The organism is Azospirillum griseum, from assembly GCF_003966125.1.
GTDB lineage: Bacteria > Pseudomonadota > Alphaproteobacteria > Azospirillales > Azospirillaceae > Azospirillum > Azospirillum griseum.
Map to the genome: position 1 here is coordinate 1 of NZ_RXMA01000046.1, position 23504 is coordinate 23504.

Here is a 23504-nt window from a genome sequence, read left to right on the forward strand (position 1 = left end):
GCCGCTCCGTTCGGAGCGCGTCGGCGTCGTTCGCGTCGGGAGGCGCTTTATAGGCGGCATCCCAATTTCACGCAACACCTTTTTTCACAAGAAATGCATTTTTTTGGCACACCCCTTCGCAGGGCAATTCCGACATCCATATATGGGCGACTTCGAAGCCGGGGATCAGCCGCCGCGAACCATGACCACCCTCGGCCCGGCGGCCACGACGTGACGATGCCACGATGACGACAGGTGCAAAATGGCAGCACAGCGGCAGACAATGCGGCCAAAGGCCTTGCAAGCTCTTGACCGCCGACGCGCGTCGGCTCATCAAGACGGTGCAGCCGCAAAGAGACGGCGCTCAAGCAAGGCAAGAATGATTCGCAAGGTTGATCGGTGTCCATCGTGCTTTCAACAGACCCCATCGACACTTGCCGCCGCGCGCCCTCGCCACGCGACACCTTTGCTTGCATCCCTTTTGTTTTTCACCAACGCACCATATGGCGAGCGGTCAGCGACCGTTCGCTGGCAGCCGACCGCCGGGGCCGTGTCTTGACCGGATCCGCAGGGCGCGACCGCGCTGATGTCCATTTGGAAGGCTGAGACAGCGTGACTTTGCTGAGCGCACGGGCAACCATTCAGGGCGAGGCGTCGTCCCCGGCCCTTTCGTCACCGATGACCTCCACGATCGCCCTGGATGGCGCGCGGTTGGTCGGGACCGCCGACCCGTCTTTCTTGCGCGACGAACTGTTGTGCGACATCCCTGCGGCCACCGCCGCGCGGACGCCCAACCACACCGCCATTCTGTTCGACGGCCGTCGTGTCAGCTACGCCGAGCTGAACGCGCGCGCCAACCGGGTGGCCAACGGCCTGCGCGCGCGCGGGATCGGGCCGGGGTGCTATGTTGGTCTGTGGATGGCGCGGTCGCTGGATCTGCACGTCGCGCTGTTGGGCATTTTGAAGGCGGGGGCGGCCTATCTGCCGTTCGACGCCGACGCTCCGGCGGATCGGGTCACCATCAGCCTGGCCGATTGCGCCGCTCCGGCCATTCTGGTGGACCTCGTCACCGGTTCGAAGGCCAGCGGTCTGGGCGTGGACGCCTTGCGCATCGGCGATGTGCTGTCGGACGACGACCGCGCCATCGACCTGCGGGCGGCGGGCGTCACCCCGGACCATCCCGCCTACGCCATCTACACCAGTGGTTCGACCGGCAAGCCCAAGGGCATTGTCATCAGCCACCGCAACATCTGCCATTACCTGCGCGCGGCCAACAGCGTCTATGGATTGACCGCCGAGGACGTCGCCTTCCAGGGCGCCTCGGTCGCCTTTGACCTGTCGCTGGAAGAGATCTTCGTTCCCTATCTGGTTGGGGCCACCCTGTGGGTCGCCAGCCGCCAAACGCTGGACGAGGTGGATCGGTTGGCCGACACGCTGACCGAGGCGGGCGTCACCGTGCTGGACACCGTGCCGACCCTGTTGGCGATGATGCCGCACGACATCCCGTCCTTGCGCGTCATCATCCTGGGGGGCGAAGCTTGCCCGCCCGCCGTCGCCGCGCGGTGGTGCCGTCCCGGCCGCCGTCTGTTCAACAGCTATGGCCCAACCGAAACCACCGTGGTCGCCACCATCGCCGAGGTGCGGCCCGACCAGCCCGTCACCATCGGTCGGCCGATCCCCAACCACACCGCCTACATTGTCGACGATGCGTTGATGCCGGTCCCCCCCGGCACCCAGGGCGAGTTGTTGATCGGTGGTCCCGGCGTCGCCCAGGGCTATTTGAACCGGCCGGAATTGACGGCGGAAAAATTCATCGCCAACCCCTTTGCCACCGACGGCAACGACCCGCGCCTGTACCGTTCGGGCGACGCGGTCAGCCTCGACGCCCATGGCAATCTGCTGTTTCACGGCCGCATCGACGATCAGGTGAAGATTCGCGGCTTCCGGCTGGAATTGGGCGAGATCGAGGCGAAGCTGACCGACCTGCCCGGCGTGGCCCAGGCCACCGTCGTGCTGCGCCAGGACCATGGCCTGGACCGGCTGGTCGCCTTCCTGGTTGCCCAACCGGGAGCCGAACTGGATATGGCCGCGTTGCGCACGGCGTTGCGCAGCCAACTGCCCAGCTACATGGTTCCCGCCCATTATGAGCGGGTGGACGCCCTGCCCCGCCTGACCTCCGGCAAGGCCGACCGCAAGGCGCTGCAAGCCTGGACTCTGAGCGACGACAGCGACGGCGGCGAACAGGATGAACCGCGCAGCCCCACCGAAGCCGCCCTGCTCGACGCCGCCCGCCGCGTTTTCCCCGGCCAGAGCCTGCCGCTGGAGGCGGACTTCTTCCTCGACCTCGGCGGTCATTCGCTGCTGGCGGCCCGCTTCGTGTCCGCCGTGCGCGAAACCCCCGGTTTGGCGTCGCTGACGCTGCAAGACGTCTACAGCGCCCGCAGCCTGCGCGCCATGGCCGAACGGCTGGAGGCCAAGGCCCCGCGCGGTTCCAGTGGCAGGGTTCCCCCCGCCGATCTGTCCTTTTCCCCGCCTCCACTGATGCGCCGCTTCCTCTGCGGGCTGGCCCAGGCGGCGGCGCTGCCCTTCATCCTGGCGCTGATGACGGCGCAATGGTTGGGCGTGTTCGTCAGCTACATGCTGCTGTCGGGCGAAGACGCCACGTTGCTTCAGGAGGTCGGCACGCTGCTGGGCCTCTACGTCGTCATCAATCTGGCGACCGTGGTGGTGGCCATCGCCGCGAAATGGCTGGTGATCGGGCGGACCAAGCCGGGCCGCTACCCGCTGTGGGGCGTCTATTATTACCGCTGGTGGCTGGCGCAGCGCTTCATCAGCCTGGTCCATCTGAAATGGTTCCAGGGATCGCCGGTGATGCGCGTGTTCCTGCGGGCGCTGGGGGCCAGGGTTGGGGACGGGGCGCTGGTCGGCGAAATCGAGTCCGGGGCCTTGGATCTGGTCAGCGTCGGCCAGGGGGCGGCCATCGGCGGCAAGGTCAAGCTGGCCAACGCCGAGGTGATCGGCGATGAGCTGGTGATCGGAACCATCGAGATCGGGGCCGACGCTTACATCGGCACCTCCTGCGTCATCGGCCATGGCGTGGTGATCGCCGAAGGCACCGAATTGACCGACCTCACCGCCGTGCCCGCCGGAACCGAAACCGGGGCCTATGAGGTGTGGGATGGCTCGCCCGCGCGCAAGATCGGAATGGTGGACCGCGCCGCCCTGCCGGAGGAGGCCACGGCAGGCCCCGTGCGCAAGGCCTTCCAGGCGGTGATCTACGCGTTGGCGCTGTTGGCGCTGCCGCCCATCGCGCTGATCCCGATCTACCCGGCCTTCTATCTGTTCGACCGCCTGGATGCGATGATGGGCGGGCTGTTCAAGGTCAATTACCTCTATTACGTGCCGGTCATCGCGTGGCCGACGGCGATGGCGCTGGTCGCCGTCACCGTGCTGCTGATCGCCGGGGTGCGCTGGATCCTGCTGCCGCGCGTTCAGGAGGGCCGCTATTCGGTCCACAGCTGGTTCTATGTCCGCAAATGGATCGTGGCGCTGTCCACCGAAGTGATGCTGGAAACCCTCAGCTCGCTCTACGCCACCGTCTACATGCGGGCGTGGTACCGGCTGATGGGGGCGAAGATCGGCCGCGACGCGGAGATTTCGACCAACCTCGCCGGACGTTACGATCTGGTCGAGATCGGCGAGAAATGCTTCATCGCCGACGAGGTGGTGTTGGGCGACGAGGACATCCGGCGCGGCTGGATGGTGTTGAAGCCGGTCAAGACGGAGGCCCGCGTCTTCGTCGGCAACGACGCCGTGGTCCCGCCGGGGGCCAGCATCCCGACCGGCTGCCTGATCGGCATCAAGTCCAAGCCGCCGACCAACGAGCAGATGCAGCCCAACGACACCTGGTTCGGCAGCCCGCCGATCAAGCTGCCGGTGCGCCAGAAGTTCGACAACATCGCCGCCAACTGGACGTTCGAACCCTCACGCGCCCGCCGTCTGGGCCGGGGCATCTTCGAGGCTTTCAGCCTGTCGATGCCGACCATGCTGTTCATCACCTTCGGCACGCTGGCGGTGGAGCTGTTCGCCCCGGCGATCCTGGATGGTCGCTATGGCGATTTCCTGTGGCAGTTCATCGGCGTCAGTGTGGCCATCCCCACCGCCATGGTGCTGATGGTCGTTCTGGTCAAATGGGCGTTGATGGGCCGTTACGCCCCCACCATGAAGCCAATGTGGTCCTGGTGGGCGATGCGGACGGAAGCCGTCGCCGTGCTCTATTGGGGTTTGGCGGGCAAGGTGCTGCTCGACCATCTGCGCGGCACGCCGATGCTGCCCTGGGTGCTGCGGCTGTTCGGCACCAAATTCGGCCAGGGCGTGTTCATGGACACCACCGACATCACCGAGTTCGATTGCGTGTCGGTCGGCGATTACGCGGCGGTGAACGCGCTGTCGGCCCTGCAAACCCACCTCTACGAGGATCGGGTGATGAAGGTGGGCCGGGTGTCGGTGGGCCGGGGTGTGACCGTCGGGGCCGGGGCCACCGTGCTGTACGACACCCACATCGGCGATTTCGCCCGGCTGGGGCCGCTGACCTTGGTGATGAAGGGCGAGGCCATCCCGGCGCACAGCGAATGGGCCGGTGCCCCCGCCGAACCGGCGGAACCCGTCACCAGCGGCACCGCGCAGCGTCTGAGCGCGGCGGCCTGAGACCCACGCACCGCCCATGATGATCCTGACAATGGCGGCACCGCAGGGATGCGGCCATTGGTCGGGGGTGATGGCGGAACATCCGCCTGCCCATTGTGTCGCCCCCCCAGCGGTGTATAAGGGGGGCCGAGCGCGGCCCCGCCCCCATGCGTCGCGCGCCGGGGATCGATCCGGCGGGCCAGGACACGGGCGGGTGCCACACGGATATTGCCGAAGGAACGCCCCATGCCCGACGACATCGCCCCAGCCAACGGAGCCGCTGGCCTGTTTCCGCTCGCCAAGGACGAGACGACCTACCGCAAGCTCACCTCCGATCACGTCTCCGTCGTCGAGTTTGACGGGGAATCGATCCTGAAGGTGGAGCCGGAGGGTCTGCGCCTGCTGGCCGAGGCGGCCTTCGCCGACATCAACCACCTGCTGCGCCCCGGCCACCTCGCCCAGCTCGCCAACATCCTGAAGGATGAGGAAGCCTCGGCGAACGACAAGTTCGTGGCGCTCGACTTGCTGAAGAACGCCAACATCGCCGCCGCCGGAACCCTGCCGATGTGCCAGGACACCGGGACCGCGATCATCATGGGCAAGAAGGGCCGCCGGGTCTGGACCAAGGGCGGCGACGAACAGGCGCTGTCGGAAGGTGCGCGCGACGCCTATCTGAAGCGCAACCTGCGCTACAGCCAGCTCGCTCCCATCTCGATGTATGAGGAAAAGAACACCCGCAACAACCTGCCCGCCCAGATCGATCTCTATTCGGAGGGCGAGGACTATTACAAGTTCCTGTTCATGGCCAAGGGCGGCGGGTCGGCCAACAAGACCTTCCTGCACCAGGCCACCCCGTCGGTGCTGGCCCCCGACCGGCTGCTGAAGTTCCTGGAGGACAAGATCCGCTATCTGGGAACGTCAGCCTGCCCGCCCTACCATCTGGCCATCGTCATCGGCGGTCTGTCGGCCGAACAGAATCTGAAGACGGTCAAGCTGGCTTCGGCCCGCTACCTCGATGGCCTGCCGACCAGCGGCGGCGAGGACGCGCACGCCTTCCGCGATCTGGCGATGGAGGCCGAGGTTCACAAGCTGACCCAGAACATGGGCATCGGCGCGCAGTTCGGCGGCAAGTATTTCTGCCACGACGTCCGCGTCATCCGCCTGCCGCGCCACGGGGCCTCGCTGCCGATCGGCGTGGGCGTGTCCTGCTCGGCCGACCGTCAGGCGGTGGGCAAGATCACCAAGGACGGCATCTTCCTGGAGCAGTTGGAAACCGATCCGGCGCAGTATCTGCCGGAGATCGGTGACGAGCATCTGTCGGACGCGGTGGTCAAGATCGACCTGAACCAGCCGATGAGCGACATCCTCGCCACGCTGACCAAGCACACGATCCGCACCCGCCTGTCGCTGACCGGTTCGCTGATCGTTGCCCGCGATCTGGCCCACGCCAAGCTGCGCGCCCGTCTGGACGCGGGGGAACCCCTGCCGGATTACTTCAAGAACCACCCGATCTACTACGCCGGTCCGGCCAAGACGCCGGACGGTTACGCCTCGGGGTCCTTCGGCCCGACCACGGCCGGCCGGATGGACAGCTTCGTCGATCAGTTCCAGGCGGCGGGCGGCTCCATGGTCATGCTGGCCAAGGGCAACCGCAGCCCCGAAGTGACGGCGGCCTGCAAGGTGCATGGCGGCTTCTACCTCGGCTCCATCGGCGGGGCGGCCGCCCGTCTGGCCCAGGACTGCATCAAGAAGGTCGAGTGCGTCGAGTATCCTGAACTGGGCATGGAAGCGATCTGGAAGATCGAAGTCGAAGACTTCCCCGCCTTCATCATCGTCGATGACAAGGGCAACGACTTCTTCAAGGAATTGAAGCTGCCGTAACCCCGCCTTGCCCTCCCCCGTGTCGCGGTCCTATCATGAACCGCGCGCGGGGGAAGGGCTTCCGGGCGGGAGGGCGTGGAAATGACCGCAGGACACCATCGCGAGACGCAGGCTGCGCCGAACCAGGCTGCTTCAGCCGTCCCAGCGCCGTCGGCAAGCCCTGGCGTACCGCCTCTGTCCGCCGAAGAGGACGCACGGTTGGACGAGGCGATTGCCGCCCTCAAAGAGTTCGACGCGCTCCATGGGGCTTTTGCCGATCAATATCTTGATGATCTCTGATGGCGCAATTCGATGTGCACCGCAATCGCAGCGCGGTTCGTGCCGGTATCCCATATCTGTTGATCGTTCAATCGCAACGGTTTGACACGAACAACCGCCGGGTTGTCGTGCCCTTGCTGCTCGCCACATCCGTTCGGGCCACCGACTCAACCTTCACACCCGCGTTTTTGATCGAACAGCGAGCCGTGCTCCTCCATCCGCTTCAGATCGCCTCCGTTCCGTTCGACCATCTTGGTGAAAAGGTCGCGTCCCTTGCGGACGACGGCGACCGCATCATCGCCGCCCTTGACCTGTTGATTTCTCGCTCCTGGGGATAATCCACCTGTGACACCCGCCCAGATTCAAGACCGCATCCTCTACCGCGACGGTCTGATGCTGATCCTCGACAAGCCCGCCGGGTTGCCGGTCCACGCCGGACCGGGCGGCGGCCCCAATCTGGAACGGCATTTCGACGCCCTGCGTTTTGGTTTTCCCAAGCCGCCCGCCCTGGCCCACCGGCTGGACCGCGACACCTCCGGCTGCCTCATCCTGGGCCGCCACGCCAAGGCGCTGCGCAAGATCGGCATCCTGTTCCAGAACGGCAAGGTCGATAAGACCTATTGGGCGGTGGTGGCCGGATCGCCCCCGGCGGAGTTCGGGCGGATCGAGCTGACCCTGTCCAAGATCTCCAACAAGACCGGCGGCTGGCGCATGGTCGGCGGCTTGCCGGACGGCCAGACCGCCATCACCGATTACATCGTGAAGGGCCGGGCCGAGGGCATGACCTGGCTGGAGCTGACCCCGCACACCGGGCGGACCCACCAGATTCGCGTCCATTGCGCCTCCATCGGCTGCCCGCTGCTGGGCGATCCGCAATATGGCGGGCCGGAGGGGTCGCCGCTGCATCTGCATTCGCGCGCCATTTCCCTGCCGCTCTACCCCAAGCGGGACCCGGTGGGGGCCATCGCCCCGGTCCCCGCCCACATGCGGGCGGCGCTGGCCGCTTGCGGGTTTGCCGAGGACCCGATTCGGGCGTAGTCTGTCGGTCATCGCTGCGTTGCAGCATGACGACCGGAAGGGCGCGGCATGATCCCCATCGGCACCACGACCGCCCGTTGGATGACCCTGCGCTATGGCATCGCCCTGGCGTTGATCGCGCTGGGCACGCTGGCCGGTTTCATCATGACCGAACGGGTGATCGGCCAGCACGAACGGATGCTGGAGGTGGTCAATGTGTCCGGCCGCCAACGCATGCTGTCCCAGCGCACCGCGCTGCTGGTCGAACAGCTCAAACACAACCCCGATGCCTATTCCCGCGCCGATCTGGCCCGTCAACTGGCCGACGCGACGGACATGTTCGAAACCGCCCACCGCCGCCTGAGCGGCCGGGCCGGGCCGAACGATGGCCCGCCGCTGGGGCCGCCGCCGCAAAACCTGTTCTTCGGCGGCAGCGACCCGCTCGACCCGCTGATCTCCCGCCACATCGCCGCCCTGCGCGCGGTGATCGCCGCCGCCCCCGGCGGTTTGCCGCCCGGCATGGCGGAGGCTGATTACGTCACCAGCCAGGCGTTGGGGCCGCTGCTCGACCGGTTGGAGGTCATGGTCGCGCTCTATCAGGAGGAGGGGGAGGCCGGGTTCCACTCCCTGCACCAGATGGGGTTGGCGGCGCTGATCCTGACGCTGCTGACCCTGCTGTTCGAAGCGCTGGTGATCTTCCGCCCGATGACGCGCCACGTCCGCGACCAGTTCACCGAAATCGCCCGGATGACGGCGACCATCGAACGGGCGAACGCCACGCTGGAACAGCAGGTGCGCGAACGCACCGCCGAGCTGCACAGCGCCAAAAACGCCGCCGAGCAGGCCCACCGGGCCAAATCACGCTTTCTGGCCCACGCCAGCCACGATCTGCACCAGCCCTTGCAGGCCATCGGCATGTTCACCGGCATGCTGGAACGGCAGAACCAGACCGCCAAGGCGCTGACCCTGCTGACCGACCTGAAGGCGGCGCAACGGTCGATGCGCGACCTGCTGAACGCCATCCTGGAGATTTCGAAGCTGGAATCCGGCGTGGTGTCGCCCAAACCCGCCGACGTCCCGCTCTCCCCCCTGCTCGACCAGTTGGAGGCCGAATTCGCCGGGCAGGCGGAGGCCAAAGGGCTGCGCCTGCGCGCGGTGCCGACCAATGTCGTGGTGCGCAGCGATCCGGCCCTGTTGGAACGCATCGTCCGCAATCTGATCGCCAACGCCATCCGTTACACCGAAGAAGGCGGCGTGCTGGTCGGCTGCCGCCGTCGTGGCGGTGCCCTGTGGATCGAGGTGTACGACACCGGGCGCGGCATCGCCGAAAGCGACCGCCGCCGCATTTTCGAAGAGTTCGTGCAACTTGACCGCCCCGACCGCGACCGCAGCCAGGGCATTGGTTTGGGCTTGGCCATCGTCGAGCGTCTGGCCCGCCTCTTGGGCCATCCGGTGACGTTGCGATCCACCGCTGGCCGGGGCACCGTGTTTTCGGTGCAGGTGACGGAGGCGCAGAAGACGGGCAACCAACCACAGAATCCCGCCTCGACCGAACAGGCCGTGGTGTGACGGTTCAGGCGTGGTCCGCCCGCGCCATGGGCAGACGGACGCTGATGACCGTTCCTTCCCCCTCCCGACTGCGCACGTCCAACGTTCCGTCCAGCAGCTCGACGAAGGAACGGGCAAGCGGCAACCCCAAGCCGGTGCCCCCGGTGCTGCGCGACAGTTGGCTGTCCACCTGACCGAAGGGTTGCAACGCAATGGCGATGCCCTCCGCGCTCATGCCAACCCCCGTGTCGGACACCTCGATCAGAATCCGCTCGGCTTCAGGCCGCACCCGCAGGGACACCCGCCCGCCGGACGGGGTGAATTTGACCGCGTTGGACAACAGATTGAGGAGGATTTGTTTCACCCGCACCGGGTCGCCCAACAACAGCGGGGTGTCGTCCGCCACCGACTCGGACAGGATGATGCCGCCTTCTTCCGCCCGCTCCGCGATCAGCAGCATGGAGCTTTCCACCGCGTCGCGCACGTTCATCGGCTGTGGGTGCAGGTCGATCTTGCCCGCTTCGATCTTGGCCACGTCCAGGATGTCGTTGATGACGGCCAACAGATGCTGGCCGGATTTGCCGATCACTCCGGCGTAATGCAGATATTTCGGGTGGCCGATCGGCCCGACGATCTCGCTTTCCATCATCGAGGAAAAACCGATGATGGCGTTGAGCGGCGTGCGCAGCTCGTGACTCATGTTGGCGAGGAACTCGCTCTTGGCCCGGTTCGCCAGTTCCGCCTGCTCCTTGGCCTGGATCAGGGCCTGTTCGGCGCGGCGGCGTTCCTGAACCTCCTGCATCAGGGCGCGGGTGCGTTCGGCCACGCGCATCTCCAGCTCGTCGCGGGCGTGACGAAGGGCCAGTTCGGCCCGTTTGCGGCGGGTGATGTCCTGGCCCACACAGATGATCGCTGGTGCCACCCCGTCGGTTTCCGGCAGGCGGTTCATGTTCCACAGCAGGACCCGTTCACCGACTCCGGCGCGGTCGTGCTGCACCTGTTCGAAATTGCGGATGTCCTGCCCTTCGCCCGCCACAGCCAATTGCGCCGCGAACACCCCGCTCGGTCGCTCGCCGATGACCTCCATCCAGATTCGCCCGATGGCGCTGCCAGGGTCCAAACCAAAGGCGCGTTCGGCCTCGCGGTTGGCCTCCTGCACCCGCCCGTCCAACCCCAGAACCAGAATGATGCTGGCCGCCGTCTGCACCAATGAACGGAAGCGGGCCTCGCTGGCCCGGGAGCTGGAATCGCGGTCAGGGGCACCGACCAGGCGCAACCGGGCCTCCAATTCCGCGACCCGGCTCTCCAGTCGACGAATCCGCGCCTCTGGGGTTTCGGTGGGAAGCGGGGCCGCACCGGTCATCACGATCCTTTCTGTCCCGTCATGCCCAAGAAGCGGCGGATGATGGCCATGCTCAGGCGGCCGCGTGCTCCGCCTGCATCAAATCACCCAGCTTGCTCAGCAGGAAATCCAGATCCTCCGGTGCCAGATCCTCATACTGCGTCAGGATCCGCTCGATCAGGCGGCGGCGATGGCGCTCCCGGTCGCCCGGTTCGCCGTCATAGGGCGTCTCGCGCAGCACATCAATGGCGATGCGGCAGGCGGGCAGCAGGGCCGGGGGCAGCTTTGCCTTGTCGTACAGGGATTTCAGCCCCAGCCGCCCGGCGTCGTGGATCAACAACCGCGCGTTGGTCATCGGCACGTTGGCCAGCAGCGAAATCGCGTGCTCGAAAAAGGCGATGTCGCCGGTGCAGAGCGAGCGGACCAACAGCGACGGGGTCAGCCGCCCGGTGCGTGCCAGTTGGGCCACCAGCCGGTCCAGCGCCGCCTCGTCATTCTCGCCGCTGAACAGCGCCACGGTGGCGCGCTCCCGGCTTTGCAGGATCAGGTCGGAGGCGACCTTGGCGGGAAGCTCGTGATGCGAGACCAGATGCTGACGCAGTTTTTCCGACACCACCGCCACCAGCCTCTCGGCGATGGTGATGGGCAGCTTGCCCCGATGCACCAACGGGTCCTGCACCGCCTCGCTCGCACCGAATCGGTCGATCACCCGTCCCAGCGTCTGTTCGCCCAGTTCGGCCCCTTGGTTGGCGACCAACGCCGCCACGGTCTTTTCCGAACCGCTTTCCACCAACGCATCGGCGACGGCGGCGGGCACGTTGGCGCGCTGGGCGATGGCCAGGCTTTTGCCATCCGCCCCCGACCGCACGATCTCCACCAGATCGGCGCTGGTCAGCACGGTGGACACGCTCAACAACGGAATCGCCACCGCCTCCACGTCGCGCGCCATGGTCAGGGCAACGTCGCGTGGCAAGGCCGGGTTGGATTTCAGATTGTCGGCCAGGGTTTGGCGAACGCTGACGACAGCGTCGTTCACCATCACGCGGATGATGTCCTCGGCCAGCTTGCGTTCGCTGGCCGACAATTCCGCCCCGCCGAATTGGCGGGCGATCTTGGCGGCCAGATCGGTCCGGCTGTTGGGCGACGGATCCGACAGAAGTCGGACAACATCCGCTTGAGACAAATGGTCGGTCATGGGGTCTCGGACCCTTCCTGCCCTGGTCTGCCCCCTTATGGCTGGGGGCACATCCTCATCGCAAAGGATGAAAGGAAACGGTTGAGCCTTTGTTAACGAAAAGAGTGCGGCGGATCACCCGGAATGGTCATGGCGGCGCTGTCCTCGTCGTCAAAACGGAGAGGATGGGGAAGAATTGGGCGTCGTCGACGCGTTCCACGCAACAGCATGTCCACCTCGGCGATCTGCTCTTCCACCGAGATGGCGCATTGGGAGGCGATATCCAAGCCCCGATCCTCATAAACATAGGCACCGGGGTGTTGATCGGCCCAGTCCTGGATCACCGCGTCGCGTTCGCGCAGCAACCGGACGATCTGCGGTCGAAACAACCGGACCAGCCCGGTGATCCAGCGATTCGTCGGCCAGGACGGGCGGGCATGATCGACGATGAATCCATCCAGCATGGCGATCACGTCGTCCGCCGCGTACCAGGTTTCGCCCGTCACCCACCGGTTGGTGGTGAACAGGCGCACCGCCTGCCCCGCCCCGTCCACCGCCACACCGATCAGGTGCGACAAAGCGTCGTTGTCGTTCTCCGGCGGAACAAAATCGGACAGCGGAGCCGGTTGAATCCCCGACGGCATGCCGTGCGGGCGCAGAAAGCTGTGAAAATGGCCATGCTCGCCCCGAGGCCGGTCGTCGTCGGGGTGAACGTGGTAGTAATATTGGGCGTGGTGTTCGGCGTCATAGACATCGCCGGGGGGATAGTGCCGCCATTCGTGCAGGGTTCCATGGCCGCGCAGCAACTCGCCGACCACGGTGTCGCCGGTCTTGGCCAACACACGCTGGCAGGTCCGAACCTCCCGACCGGCCTCGGCCAGACTCTCCAACTCCTCGCGGGACAGTCCCGTTAAGTCCGACATCTCCGCCCGTCCGCCCCGACGCGCCCATCCGCGCAAACAACCCTATTACGCACGCGGATATGCGGCGCTGGCAAGCTGTTTCCGCGCACCGCCGTCCTGTTTCCAGGGGGCCGGCAGCACAGGGTCCGGTTGCCCGGGCGTTACGGCGTGCCGACCCGACCGTTGCGCAAGGCCCAGCCAACCAGAGCGCCGCTGACCCGGCCCAACGCCTCGTTGTAGGCGGCGATCACGTCGGTGAAGTCACGCCCCCGCACCGGCACCACAGCGTCGAAGGTTTCCCCCGCCTCAATGGTCCGGCGCGGCATCGCCACCAGCTTGGCCGACAGACGGACATGAACCCGATCCGGGACCGCCGCCCCCGGCGCGCTGTACTCCGCCTGGAAGTCACGCAGCTCCGACTTCAGCAGAAAGTCGGAGCGCAGCCCCATGGTGTCGCGCCCGACCGACAGGATGCGCCCGCTGTCCTCGAAGGACTGGACGATCACCCCTTGCACCATGTTCGGCGCGCGATCAGCCCACGACACATCGGCAAAGTAATCCAGCGTCGTCGGGGTGCGGGCCAGCGCGATGCGCGGCGTGTCCACCCCGGCCGCCGCCGTCGGCGTTTCGACCAGAAGCTGCCAGCTCACCGACGGCACCCCGGGTTCGACCACGGCGCGCGGCGTCAGGGTGTAGAGCTTGGGAGCCGTCGGGTTGATGATGGGCGCGCAGGCCCCCAACACCAGCACCGCCGCACCGGCCAGCCACGCCCACCGCCGCGTCATCCACGCCTGTCCCATCATTTGCCCCGCACCTCCACGCCCTGCCGGGTGCCGCCGAACAGAAAGTTCGACGGGTCGTTCTCGATCCGTGTGACCACCCGCGACAACTGACCCGACAGGTCGCGCAGTTGGGCGATCAGCAGGCTCAAGTCATACAGGCCCGTGGCGGTAAAGTCGCGCATCGGCGCGCGGTTTTCCGCCAAAAAGCCGCCCAACTCGCCAGACGTCTTCTTCAGCGACTGAATCAGCTCGCGGCTGTCGGTGGTCAGCTGCCGGGCGCCGGTGTTGACCGTCGCCAGTGTGTCGCGCGCCTGAACCACGGTCTGGTCCAGATGCGGCCCCACCGGCTCCAACCCCTTCAGGGTTTCACGGGCCTGAACCATGGTCTGGTCCAACTCCGCCGTGGCGCGGGCAAGGTCGGCGGTGATCTGGTTGACGTTGGCCAGAATACCGCCCAACGCCTTCTGATTGTCGTCGTTCATCAGATCACCCAGCTTGGCGATCAGATCCGACGCGCGGTTGACAAGCTGCGGCGCGCTGTCGACCACCGCCGACAGGGAGGAGGTTTTGGACGGGATCACCGGCATTCCATCGCCCCCTTCCTTGGCTTTCAACCGCTCCGCCCCCGGCGTGCCCCCGGCGATCTGGACATAGGCCCCGCCGGTGATCCCCTGCATCTCCAGCGACGCGATCGAGTCCGCCATGATCGGTGTGCCATTCTGAACCTGAAGCGTGACCCTCACCCGGCTGACGTTGTCGGGATCCAACCGGATGTCGGACACCGTGCCCACCGGAACGCCGCGATAGCGCACCGGGCTGCCCGGTTGCAGCCCCGTGACCGAGCCGGTGAAGAATACCCGATAGGTCTGGCGGGTGTCTTCCAACTGGACCTTGGCGATCCAGACGGAAAAGCCCAGCAATCCGGCGATCAGGGCCAGGACGAAGCTGCCGACCAGGATGTAGCTGGCGCGCGTTTCCATGCTTGCCTCACTCGCTCGCGCGGCGCGCGGCGCGACCGCGCGGCCCGTGAAAATAATCGTGAATCCAGGGATGGGGATCGGCCAGATGATCCTCCAGCCGCGCGACCCGGATCCGCTTGTCCACCAGCACGGCGATGCGGTCGCAGATGGTGGTCAGGCTGTCCAGATCATGCGTGACCATGAAGACCGTCAGGCCCAGGCTGCGTTGCAGGCTCTGGATCAGGGTGTCAAAGGCCGCCGCGCCGATGGGATCCAGCCCGGCGGTCGGCTCATCCAGAAACAGGATGTCGGGGTCGAGCGCCAGGGCGCGGGCCAAACCGGCCCGTTTGACCATGCCGCCGGACAGTTGCGCCGGACTCTTGGCCCCGGCGTCGGGCGGCAAACCGGCCATGGCGATCTTGACCCGCGCCACCTCGGCGATCAGCGCCGGCGACAGGCGTGTGTGCTCGCGCAACGGCAGCATGATGTTTTCCGCCACCGTCATCGAGCTGAACAGCGCGCCGTTCTGGAACAACACGCCGGTGCGGGTCTGCACCGCCGCGCGGGCGGAGCGGGACAGGCTGGCGGTGTCATGGCCCAACAGCTCGATCCGCCCGGCGGCGGGCGTCATCAGGCCCAGAATCTCCTTCAACAACACTGATTTCCCGGTGCCGGAGCCACCGACCACGCCCAGGACCTCGCCCGCGCGCACGTCCAGATCCAGCCCGTCATGCACGGTCTGCGGCCCGAACCGGGTGACAAGGCCGCGCACCCGGATGACCGGGGGACGCTCGAAGACGGGTTGAATGGCGTTGGAACCGGCCATCACACGCCCAACATCGAGAAGAGCACGGAGAACAGCGCGTCGATGACGATCACCAGGAAAATGCCCTCAACAACCGATTTGGTGGTCAAAGTGCCGACGCTTTCCGCGCTGCCCGACACCTTCAGGCCCTCGTAACAGCCGACCATGGCGATGACCAGCGCAAAGACCGGGGCCTTGATCAGGCCAGCCATCACTGTGTTGAGACCAACCGCCGTCTGCAATTGGGTGATGAACTGGCCGAAAGTGATGTTGAGCGTGGCGTAGCTCATCACCGCTCCGCCGAACAACCCCATGATGTCGGCGTAAAAGGCCAGCAGCGGCAGGCTGACCATCATGGCGATGGCGCGCGGAACCACCAGCAGCTCGATCGGATCCAACCCCATGGTGCCAATGGCGTCCACCTCCTGGTTGACCTTCATCGTGCCGATCTGCGCGGTGAAGGCGGAGCCGGATCGTCCCGCCACGATGATGGCGGTCATCAGAATGCCGATTTCGCGCAGCACCGACACGCCCAGGAGATTGACGACGTACAGCTCGGCCCCGAAGCGCCTGAGCTGGTCCGCCCCCTGAAAGGCCAGCACCACGCCGATGAGAAAGCTCAGCAACCCCAGGATCGGCAGCGCGTTGAAGCCAATCTGTTCGATGTGGTGCAGGACCGAGGTCAGGCGCAACCGCGACGGGTTGGCCCAGAGGCGGGCAAAGGTCAGCGTGACCAGACCAAGAAAGTTGATCAGGTCGCGCGCCTCGCGCGCCGCCGCGACGCTGGCCTCACCCACCCCGGCAACCATGTCGATGATCGGGTGATGGGAAGACCGCCCATGCCCCGCAGGCGCACGACCCGCCCCGCGCACCGCTTCGATCAAGGCGGCGTGTTCGGGACGGATTTCCTGCACCGCCACCCGCCAGCCATCCGCCGTCAGGCGATCGGCCAACCCCATCAGCAAGCAGGCCCCGACCGTGTCGAGCGCCTGAAGGCCGCCCAGCCCAAGGCGCACCATGCCGGTCGCCGTACCGACGCGCAGCCCGTCCAGCGCGACGGCCGCAGCGGCAGCGGTGTCGAGCGTCCAGCGGCCACCCGCCTCCAGGCTTGCCCCGCCTTCCGGCGTCCCGCCGGGACGCGCTTCGATCCACACCTGTTCCGCCGCCACGCCACGCACCCGTTTCGCCTGATCGCCCCGTTGCGGGCTACACGGTGAGGATACGGACGCGCCGGGTCAACCCTGCACCGCAGTCTTAGGCGCATTGGCTGCGTCGCATCGCCCGTTTGCGTGTCTGCTGTTGCCCCGATAGAGTGGGAACCATGGTGCCTTCCTGCGCTGCATTTCAAATGGACCCGTTCCCATGGACCTGAAGTCCCACATTCGCGGCATACCGGATTTTCCCAAGCCGGGCATTCTGTTTTACGACGTGTCGCCGCTGCTGGCCCATGGCCCGGCCTGGAAGGCCGCCATCGACCAGTTGGCCGAGGCCGTCCGCCCCCACAAGCCGGATGTGCTGGTGGGCATCGAATCGCGCGGCTTCCTCGTCGCCGCACCGCTGGCGCTGACGCTGGGCGTTGGCTTCGTCATGGTGCGCAAGCACGGCAAGTTGCCGGGCGACAAGGTGAAGCATTCCTATGACCTGGAATACGGCACCGACACCATCGAGGTGCAGGCCAACGCCGTCGCGCCGGGTCAACGCGTCGTCGTGCTCGATGATCTGCTGGCGACCGGCGGAACCATGGCCGCCGCGATCAGCCTGCTGCGCCAGATCGGGGCCGATGTGCGCGCCGCCGCCTTCCTGGTGGAACTGACCTTCCTGAAGGGCCGCGAGAAGCTGGACGTCCCCAGCCTCTCGCTGATGGCCTACGACGAATGACAGGGCGTCGACCCATGACGGCCTGAAACCGCCAGACCATCAAACCCTCAGGCAAACCCTCAGGGCCGCAGCGCGACCACCTCCCGCCGCAAGGCGGGGGCGGAGCGCAGGGACGGGGTGCTCGACTCGCGCGCCTCGTCCTCCCGCCCAACCACCAGGGTCAGATAGCGCATGCAACTGACCCGGAGGAAGGAGGCAAGGTTCGGCACCTCCCCGCGCGCCTCGACGATCTCGTCGTACAGCTTGGCGATCAATTGGTTGACCGTCATGCCGTCGCGCGCCGCGATGTCGGCCAGCACATCCCAGAACAGATTTTCCAGCCGGATGCTGGTGACGACGCCGTGGATGCGCACGGAGCGCGAGCGGCATTCGTACAGAATCGGATCGGCCTTCACATAGATCTCGCACATGCGGCCCCCTCCTTCGCCCCTGCGCCCAACCGCGCCCGGTTACGCGGCGTCCAGCGCCGTGAGAAACAGGGCCAGCCACGCCGGGTGCGCGGGCCACGCCGGGGCCGTCACCAGTTTACCGTCCGCCACGGCGGAATCGAGCGGGATGTCGGCGTATTCGCCACCCGCCAACTCCACCTCCGGCTTGCAGGCCGGATAGGCGGAAACGCGTCGCCCCTTCAACACCCCCGCCGGGGCCAACAATTGCGCACCGTGGCAGATCGCCGCCACCGGCTTGTCCTGGGCAAAGAAGGCCTGGACCAGGGCGATCACCTCGGCGTTCAGACGCAGATACTCCGGTGCGCGCCCGCCCGGAATGACCAACCCATCATAAGCCTCGGCCTTGGCCGTCTCGAAGGAGGCGTTGAGGGTGAAGTTGTGGCCGCGCTTTTCGCTGTAGGTCTGATCGCCTTCGAAATCATGGATGGCGGTGGCGATGCGGTCGCCCGCATGCTTTCCGGGACACACCGCGTGCACCGTGTGGCCGACCATGGCGAGCGCCTGGAACGGCACCATCGTTTCGTAATCCTCGGCATAGTCGCCCACGATCATCAGGATCTTTTTCGCGGCCATGCTGTCCTCCCGTTCCGGCCCGCCGAGGTCGGCGCGGCCTGCTCTGCGCATAAGGTTGCGGTGCCGATCATCCGGCGCAGGGACTATCCCACCCCCTGGCGACCGCTGGGTAACAATGGGCTACTCGCAGCGGGAAAATCTTGCCGTGACCGCGCGTCTCTTGCCGACTCCCACAGGGGCCGCCACCGCGATTCCCGCGCCGCACCCATTGCAAAGGCTGGCTTTGTCGACGATGGCCCGCTTCCTGCAGATACCCATCCGGGTTTCGGGTTGGGAGAGCGAAGATGGTCAGTTTGTCCAGTTTTGCCGACGTTGGCAGCATGGCGCAAAGCCTTCAGCAGTCAATCGACGCGGCGGTCAAGCGCGTGCAGCAACAGGCATCCGGGGCCAGCGACACCGCCGCCAAGGGCAAAGTCCAATCCTATGAGCAGCAGGTCGCCAAATCGGCCACCAACACCGCGCCGTTCGCCACCAACATCGGCACCCTGATCAAGGACAACAGCCGCCTGAACGTGTTCAGTTCGCTCGCGTCCAACGATCCCGCCGATTTCTACAAATTCAACGTCGTGACCAAGGGCAACGCCACCATCGGCACCGTCGGCGACGCCGGGGTGCGCATCCAGTTGATGGACCGTCAGGGCAAGGTCGTCGCCGACAGCAACAAGGACGCTGGCAGCGCTTACGACGCCTTCAAGAAGATGCAGAAGGGTGAGTTGGAACTGGACAAGGGCGACTACACCGTGCGCGTCGCCCGCGACAAGGATGTGCCGGTGAAAGACGCCAAAAGCTATGGCGTCCAGTTCCGCATGGGCAATTACACCAAGGATTACGACACCGTCGCCAAACAGCCCGCGAAAGGCTCCAACCCTTTTGGTGGCAACACCAAGCTTCAGGGGTTGGCCGCAATGCTCAACGGCGACAGCTCATCCACCAGCGCGTTGAGCATGCTGGGATCCAGCGGCGGCTATGGCGGACGCGGATCGCTGATGAACGCGCTGTTCTGAAACGGTCGGCTCACACCAACCGATCACGCCCCGATTCCTTGACCAGCAAAACCGCCTGGGTCCGGCTGCCCACGCCCAAGGCCTTCAACACCCCGGTGACGTGCGTCTTGACGGTGGACAGGTTCAGCCCCAGCCGTTCCCCAATGTCCTGATTCGACAAGCCTTGCGTCAGCAGGTCCAACACCTCCAACTGACGGCGGGTCAGCCCATCGAAGACGCTGGGCGGAGCCGGGCGCGCGGCAGCGGCGGACGCCGGTCCGCCAGGCATGCCCAGCACCGGCGGAACATAGGATCCACCCGCCATCACCAGACGCAGGATGTTCACCACAAGAACATCATCGGTCGATTTCGGGATGAAGGCGCGCACCCCGCGCGACAACACGGCCCGCATCTCGTCGGGCGAATCGATCATCGAGAACACCGCCACCGGTGTCGGTGCCACGCGGCGAACCAGCGCCTCAACCGCGTCCAATCCCCCCAGCCCCGGCATCCGCAGGTCGATGACGATCAGATCAAAGCTGTCCCCTTGATCCAGAATGCTGCTGATCTGGCCGAAACTGGTGGCGGCGACGACCGTCGCCTGTTCGTCCAACTCCCCAACCAGATGGGTCAGGCCACTGCGCACAATGGAATGGTCGTCGGCGATCAGAACCTGCATGAAATGTCTCAAGCCAAATAAAGCGCGTCGTTCCGTAACCGTCATACGCTGACACGACGCTTCACGCCACCCCCATAAGAACGGATTGCCGAAAATCCAAGGTGAAGAGGCCATCCCGCCGGAATTTATCCGTCATCACCGGACGTCACCGTATCGTGGCGTTGCAACCGGCAAGCCACCCCGTCATTCTATAACAGTCCGCACAACAAACCATTGACTCCGTTCGGTTCCGCTTTCAGCCCTGATGACCGTTTCCTCTCACCATGGATCATGATGCCCGCCATCCCCTCGCCTCCCCTCGACCACCCATTTGACGCACCGCCATCGTTCGCATCGGCCAAAACGGTGGTGCCGGGCGTTCTGTGGATTCGGCTGGCTTTGCCATTCCAACTCGACCACATCAACGTGTGGGCGCTGGATGGTGGAGCAAACGGTTGGACTCTGGTGGACAGCGGGTTGGGCGATTCCCGCACGCGTGATTCGTGGGAAACGCTGTTCGCCGGTGCGTTGCATGGCCGCCCCATCGCTCGGGTGATCGCCACCCATTTCCACCCGGACCACATCGGCGCAGCGGGATGGCTGGTGGAACGCACCGGGGCCGAATTCGCCACCTCCCTGACAGAATGGTTGTTCGCCTGCGCCCTGTCGGCCAACACCAGCGCGGCGATGGACCAGGCGGTGGAGCGCTTCTACCGGCGCAGCGGGTTGGATGACGAGACGCTGACTGCGGTTTTGAGCCGCAAGAACGCCTACACACGCGGGGTTCCCAGCGTGCCGCCGACGTTGAGCCGTCTGCGGGCCGGGGATGTGCTGCCGATTGGAGAGACCAAATGGAGGGTTGTGGGCGGCGGCGGCCACACCGTTGAACCGGTCAGCCTGTATGACGCGGAGCGCCGCGTGTTGATCGTTGGCGATCAGATTTTGCCGCGCATCAGCCCAAACATCAGCGTGTGGCCAACCGAACCCGACGCCGACCCGTTGACCGATTATCTGGGCAGTCTGGCCGCGTGGTCCGCGTTCCCACCCGACACGTTGGTCCTGCCATCGCACGGCCTGCCATTTCGGGGGCTGCACCGCAGAGCGACCGAGTTGCGTGACCATCACACGGACCGGTTGGACGAGATCATCGCGCAATGCGCAACCCCGCAGACCGCTGCGATGGTGACGCGCACCCTGTTCAACCGCCCATTGGATCCACACCAGATGGTGTTTGCGATGGGGGAAGCCATCGCCCATCTCAATCACCTGCTCCGACGTGGCATCCTGACTCGTCGCCCTGGACCGAACGCGGTTGATCTCTACCAACGGGCGTAGGAACCGCCGCTCTTGGCATATGACGCAATGGGCGGCACCCTGTGTTGTTTTGCCAGGGTTGAGTTGCCAAACCAAGCCACGCGCCACCTCACATTCGGCTCGACGCGCTTTCGCTCTATGGGGAGTCTGCGGCGATCTCAAACTGCTGATTGTCAAGAATCGCCGCCACCGACAGCGTTTTCAGCGTCTTCGGATCATCGGTTCGCATGAGCTGGGCATGCCGGGTGCCCATCGCATCCTTTCGAATCGCCACGACCTGCCAGAAACCACCACTGGGGCCAACTTTCCGATAGATTTGACCTTCCACAACCTCGCGCTTTCGGCGCATGTCACTCTCCAAACCCTTCTCGACGCCAGCCGGATGCCCAAGGCAAACCCGGCTTCCACCATTGAAGCACAAAACACGGACGCTATGGTGACTGTCCATCAAATGCCACAGCACCGCCACAATCCCGTCTCTGTTGCACCGCAACGCCCTTCGGAACGTCTCCCAAGCGCGCCAGACCCGCTGGAGCACCGTCTGCCGAATTGGGTTCATCGGGGTATGAACACCGGCCTCGACCGCCGCATCCTCGCGACTCGCCTTGGTTCTGACCTGGGTGGACGCGCCACCTCGTTCATCCGCCTCACACCACGGCCCGCGCCATGGCCATCGCAAGATGGTGTGCCACGTTCGCCACCGAGAAACACAGCCAGAACAGAAAAGGGTCCGGCAATCGCTTGCCAGACCCCGTTTCTCTCACGCACAGAACCGTTCGGAACGGTTACTTGATCTGGGCGTAGGCACCGTTGCTCCACTTGTACCAGACATAGTCCGGGGTGGTCAGGTCGCCCTTGGCGTCAAAGCTGATCTTGCCGTTGACGGTGTCGAAGGTGGTCTTGGCCAGAACCGGCGTCACCTTGGCGACGTCGGTCGAACCGGCGGCCTTCACGGCCTCGGCCCACACCTGAACGGCGGCGTAGGTGTACAGGGTGTAGCCTTCCGGCTCGTACCCGGCCTTGCGGAACTTCTCGACAACCGCCTTGGCGCTCGGCTTCTCACGCGGATCGGGGCCGAAGGTCATCAGGGTGTTCTCACCGGCCGAACCGGTGATCGCCCAATACTCGTTGGTGACGAGGGCGTCACCCGAGATCAGGGCGGCGTTCAGGCCCTGGTCCTTCATCTGACGGGCGATCAGACCGGCTTCGGTGTGATAGCCGCCGATGTAGATCGCGTCGATCGCACCCGCCTTCAGCTTGGACACCAGAGCAGAATAATCCTTCTCACCCGCCGTGTAGGCTTCGTAGATGGCTTCCTTCTGGCCGCCCGCGTTCAGCGCCTTCTGCGTCTCGTCGGCCAGACCCTTACCATAGGCCGACTTGTCGTGCAGGATGGCGATCTTCTTGCCCTTGAACTTGTCGAGCAGATACTTGCCGGCGATCATGCCCTGCTGATCGTCACGACCGCAGACGCGGAAGACGTTCTTCAGGCCCTGTTCGGTCAGCTTCGGGTTGGTCGAGGCCGGGGAAATTTGCAGGATGCCTTCTTCGGCATAGACCTGGCTGGCCGGGATCGACGAACCCGAGCAGAAGTGACCGGCCACGAACTTCACACCGGCCTTGGCCAGCTGGTTGGCAACGGCCACGGCCTGCTTGGGATCGCAGGCGTCGTCGCCGACTTCCAGCTTCAGCTTCTGGCCGAGAACACCGCCGGCGGCGTTGATGTCGGCCACGGCCTGTTCCATGCCCTTCTTCATCTGCTCGCCGAAGGTGGCGTATTGGCCGGTGATCGGGCCAGCGGTCGCCACCACGATGTCAGCCTTGGCGGCGGTCGCGGCGAGCGTGGTCGCCGCAACGGCGGCGAGAAGGGACAGCTTGAATTTCATGGGTGTGCTAGCTCCCTGTTCGTTGAGAAGGTCCCTGTTGCAACGTACCCCCGGCCCTTTCGGGCCTTCATCGCCGGGTCCCCTCCGGCAATGCCCTTTTTACCACAATCCGGGCCGCAAACACTGCGACAGTTTTGCGAAGCGGGCGGATTGTTGGCGATATTCTAATCCTTTGCGCCGGTTCGCCAAGCCCTTAATCGCGTTGGTCAATCCGGCCCGATCCATCCGCCGGTTCACCCGGCGATCCCGCCACCGCTGCGCTCGCGCCAATGGAACGGCCCGGCCCGTTCATAGATCCACGGATACTGGTTGACCATTTTCCGTGCGATGGCGATGCGGTATGTGGTTGCGGTTATGGCGGCGATGACGATGGTGTGGACGAGGAAGCCCCAGGGGGCGAGGAGTTGTTCGCCCGCCAGGCCCCAGGCGA

23 protein-coding genes are annotated in these 23504 nt (G+C 65.5%); 10 read left to right on the top strand and 13 right to left on the bottom strand.

What is annotated here, in order from left to right:
* The 7 genes from EJ903_RS27435 to EJ903_RS24710 form a co-directional block, all read left to right on the top strand.
* On the top strand, positions 1 to 214 hold a 214-nt coding region (locus tag EJ903_RS27435; protein WP_210211550.1), incomplete at its 5' end, for a hypothetical protein.
* Between the two features lie 443 nt (positions 215 to 657).
* Positions 658 to 4686, top strand: coding sequence for a Pls/PosA family non-ribosomal peptide synthetase (locus EJ903_RS24685; protein ID WP_126620500.1), 4029 nt, complete (start codon positions 658 to 660; stop codon positions 4684 to 4686).
* 225 nt (positions 4687 to 4911) lie between these two features.
* Positions 4912 to 6546 (top strand): fumarate hydratase, encoded by a 1635-nt coding sequence (locus EJ903_RS24690; protein ID WP_174237361.1) that lies wholly within the window; start codon positions 4912 to 4914, stop codon positions 6544 to 6546.
* An 81-nt stretch (positions 6547 to 6627) separates the two neighbouring features.
* Positions 6628 to 6825: a hypothetical protein gene (locus EJ903_RS24695; protein ID WP_126620502.1), complete on the top strand. Its 198-nt coding sequence runs from the start codon at positions 6628 to 6630 to the stop codon at positions 6823 to 6825.
* Positions 6825 to 7142 (top strand): CcdB family protein, encoded by a 318-nt coding sequence (locus EJ903_RS24700; RefSeq protein ID WP_126620504.1) that lies wholly within the window; start codon positions 6825 to 6827, stop codon positions 7140 to 7142. Before EJ903_RS24695 ends, EJ903_RS24700 begins: the two co-directional genes overlap by 1 nt.
* A 7-nt stretch (positions 7143 to 7149) precedes the next feature.
* A complete protein-coding gene (locus EJ903_RS24705) occupies positions 7150 to 7842 on the top strand; it encodes an RluA family pseudouridine synthase (protein WP_126620506.1) in 693 nt (230 codons plus the stop codon).
* 48 nt (positions 7843 to 7890) lie between these two features.
* Positions 7891 to 9390, top strand: coding sequence for an ATP-binding protein (locus tag EJ903_RS24710; RefSeq protein ID WP_126620508.1), 1500 nt, complete (start codon positions 7891 to 7893; stop codon positions 9388 to 9390).
* 4 nt (positions 9391 to 9394) lie between these two features.
* Here the strand turns inward: EJ903_RS24710 and EJ903_RS24715 are convergent, their stop codons facing one another.
* The 7 genes from EJ903_RS24715 to EJ903_RS24745 form a co-directional block, all read right to left on the bottom strand.
* Positions 9395 to 10732: a PAS domain-containing sensor histidine kinase gene (locus EJ903_RS24715; RefSeq protein ID WP_126620510.1), complete on the bottom strand. Its 1338-nt coding sequence runs from the start codon at positions 10730 to 10732 to the stop codon at positions 9395 to 9397.
* A 52-nt stretch (positions 10733 to 10784) separates the two neighbouring features.
* Positions 10785 to 11906 (bottom strand): SpbR family protein, encoded by a 1122-nt coding sequence (spbR, locus tag EJ903_RS24720; protein ID WP_126620512.1) that lies wholly within the window; start codon positions 11904 to 11906, stop codon positions 10785 to 10787.
* Positions 11907 to 11998: 92 nt separating this feature from the next.
* Positions 11999 to 12808, bottom strand: a complete 810-nt coding sequence (locus tag EJ903_RS24725; protein WP_126620514.1) for a DUF6969 family protein — start codon at positions 12806 to 12808, stop codon at positions 11999 to 12001.
* 140 nt (positions 12809 to 12948) lie between these two features.
* Positions 12949 to 13590 carry an ABC-type transport auxiliary lipoprotein family protein gene (locus tag EJ903_RS24730; RefSeq protein WP_246015948.1) on the bottom strand — a complete coding sequence of 214 codons (642 nt, stop codon included), beginning with the start codon at positions 13588 to 13590 and terminating at the stop codon, positions 12949 to 12951.
* Positions 13587 to 14549 carry an MlaD family protein gene (locus EJ903_RS24735; RefSeq protein ID WP_126620516.1) on the bottom strand — a complete coding sequence of 321 codons (963 nt, stop codon included), beginning with the start codon at positions 14547 to 14549 and terminating at the stop codon, positions 13587 to 13589. Before EJ903_RS24735 ends, EJ903_RS24730 begins: the two co-directional genes overlap by 4 nt.
* A 7-nt stretch (positions 14550 to 14556) precedes the next feature.
* The gene (locus EJ903_RS24740; protein WP_126620518.1) at positions 14557 to 15354 is read right to left on the bottom strand and encodes an ABC transporter ATP-binding protein; all 798 of its coding nucleotides are present in this window, start codon (positions 15352 to 15354) and stop codon (positions 14557 to 14559) included.
* Complete coding sequence (locus EJ903_RS24745; RefSeq protein WP_246015950.1) at positions 15354 to 16502, bottom strand: MlaE family ABC transporter permease; 1149 nt, start codon at positions 16500 to 16502, stop codon at positions 15354 to 15356. Before EJ903_RS24745 ends, EJ903_RS24740 begins: the two co-directional genes overlap by 1 nt.
* A gap of 193 nt (positions 16503 to 16695) precedes the next feature.
* Between EJ903_RS24745 and EJ903_RS24750 the strand changes: the two genes are divergently transcribed.
* Positions 16696 to 17211 carry an adenine phosphoribosyltransferase gene (locus tag EJ903_RS24750; protein ID WP_126620520.1) on the top strand — a complete coding sequence of 172 codons (516 nt, stop codon included), beginning with the start codon at positions 16696 to 16698 and terminating at the stop codon, positions 17209 to 17211.
* Positions 17212 to 17270: 59 nt separating this feature from the next.
* Here EJ903_RS24750 and EJ903_RS24755 read toward each other — a convergent pair whose 3' ends face one another.
* Positions 17271 to 17621 (bottom strand): ribbon-helix-helix domain-containing protein, encoded by a 351-nt coding sequence (locus EJ903_RS24755; protein WP_126620522.1) that lies wholly within the window; start codon positions 17619 to 17621, stop codon positions 17271 to 17273.
* Between the two features lie 39 nt (positions 17622 to 17660).
* A complete protein-coding gene (locus EJ903_RS24760) occupies positions 17661 to 18233 on the bottom strand; it encodes a DJ-1/PfpI family protein (RefSeq protein ID WP_126620524.1) in 573 nt (190 codons plus the stop codon).
* Between the two features lie 284 nt (positions 18234 to 18517).
* Between EJ903_RS24760 and EJ903_RS24765 the strand changes: the two genes are divergently transcribed.
* Entirely contained in the window at positions 18518 to 19237 is a 720-nt protein-coding gene (locus EJ903_RS24765; protein ID WP_126620526.1) for a hypothetical protein, read from the top strand.
* Positions 19238 to 19247: 10 nt separating this feature from the next.
* On the opposite strand, the gene EJ903_RS24770 is transcribed toward EJ903_RS24765, so the two are convergent.
* Positions 19248 to 19895, bottom strand: coding sequence for a response regulator transcription factor (locus EJ903_RS24770; protein ID WP_126620528.1), 648 nt, complete (start codon positions 19893 to 19895; stop codon positions 19248 to 19250).
* A 270-nt stretch (positions 19896 to 20165) separates the two neighbouring features.
* On the opposite strand from EJ903_RS24770, the gene EJ903_RS24775 reads away from it, so the two are divergent.
* The gene (locus tag EJ903_RS24775; protein WP_246015951.1) at positions 20166 to 21209 is read left to right on the top strand and encodes an MBL fold metallo-hydrolase; all 1044 of its coding nucleotides are present in this window, start codon (positions 20166 to 20168) and stop codon (positions 21207 to 21209) included.
* A 115-nt stretch (positions 21210 to 21324) separates the two neighbouring features.
* Here the strand turns inward: EJ903_RS24775 and EJ903_RS27835 are convergent, their stop codons facing one another.
* The 3 genes from EJ903_RS27835 to EJ903_RS24790 form a co-directional block, all read right to left on the bottom strand.
* Positions 21325 to 21657, bottom strand: coding sequence for a hypothetical protein (locus EJ903_RS27835; protein ID WP_246015952.1), 333 nt, complete (start codon positions 21655 to 21657; stop codon positions 21325 to 21327).
* 316 nt (positions 21658 to 21973) lie between these two features.
* Entirely contained in the window at positions 21974 to 23074 is a 1101-nt protein-coding gene (locus EJ903_RS24785) for a branched-chain amino acid ABC transporter substrate-binding protein (RefSeq protein WP_126620530.1), read from the bottom strand.
* A 233-nt stretch (positions 23075 to 23307) separates the two neighbouring features.
* Positions 23308 to 23504, bottom strand: a 197-nt coding sequence (locus EJ903_RS24790; protein ID WP_342772195.1) for a DUF6867 family protein, incomplete at its 5' end; no start/stop codon positions are given.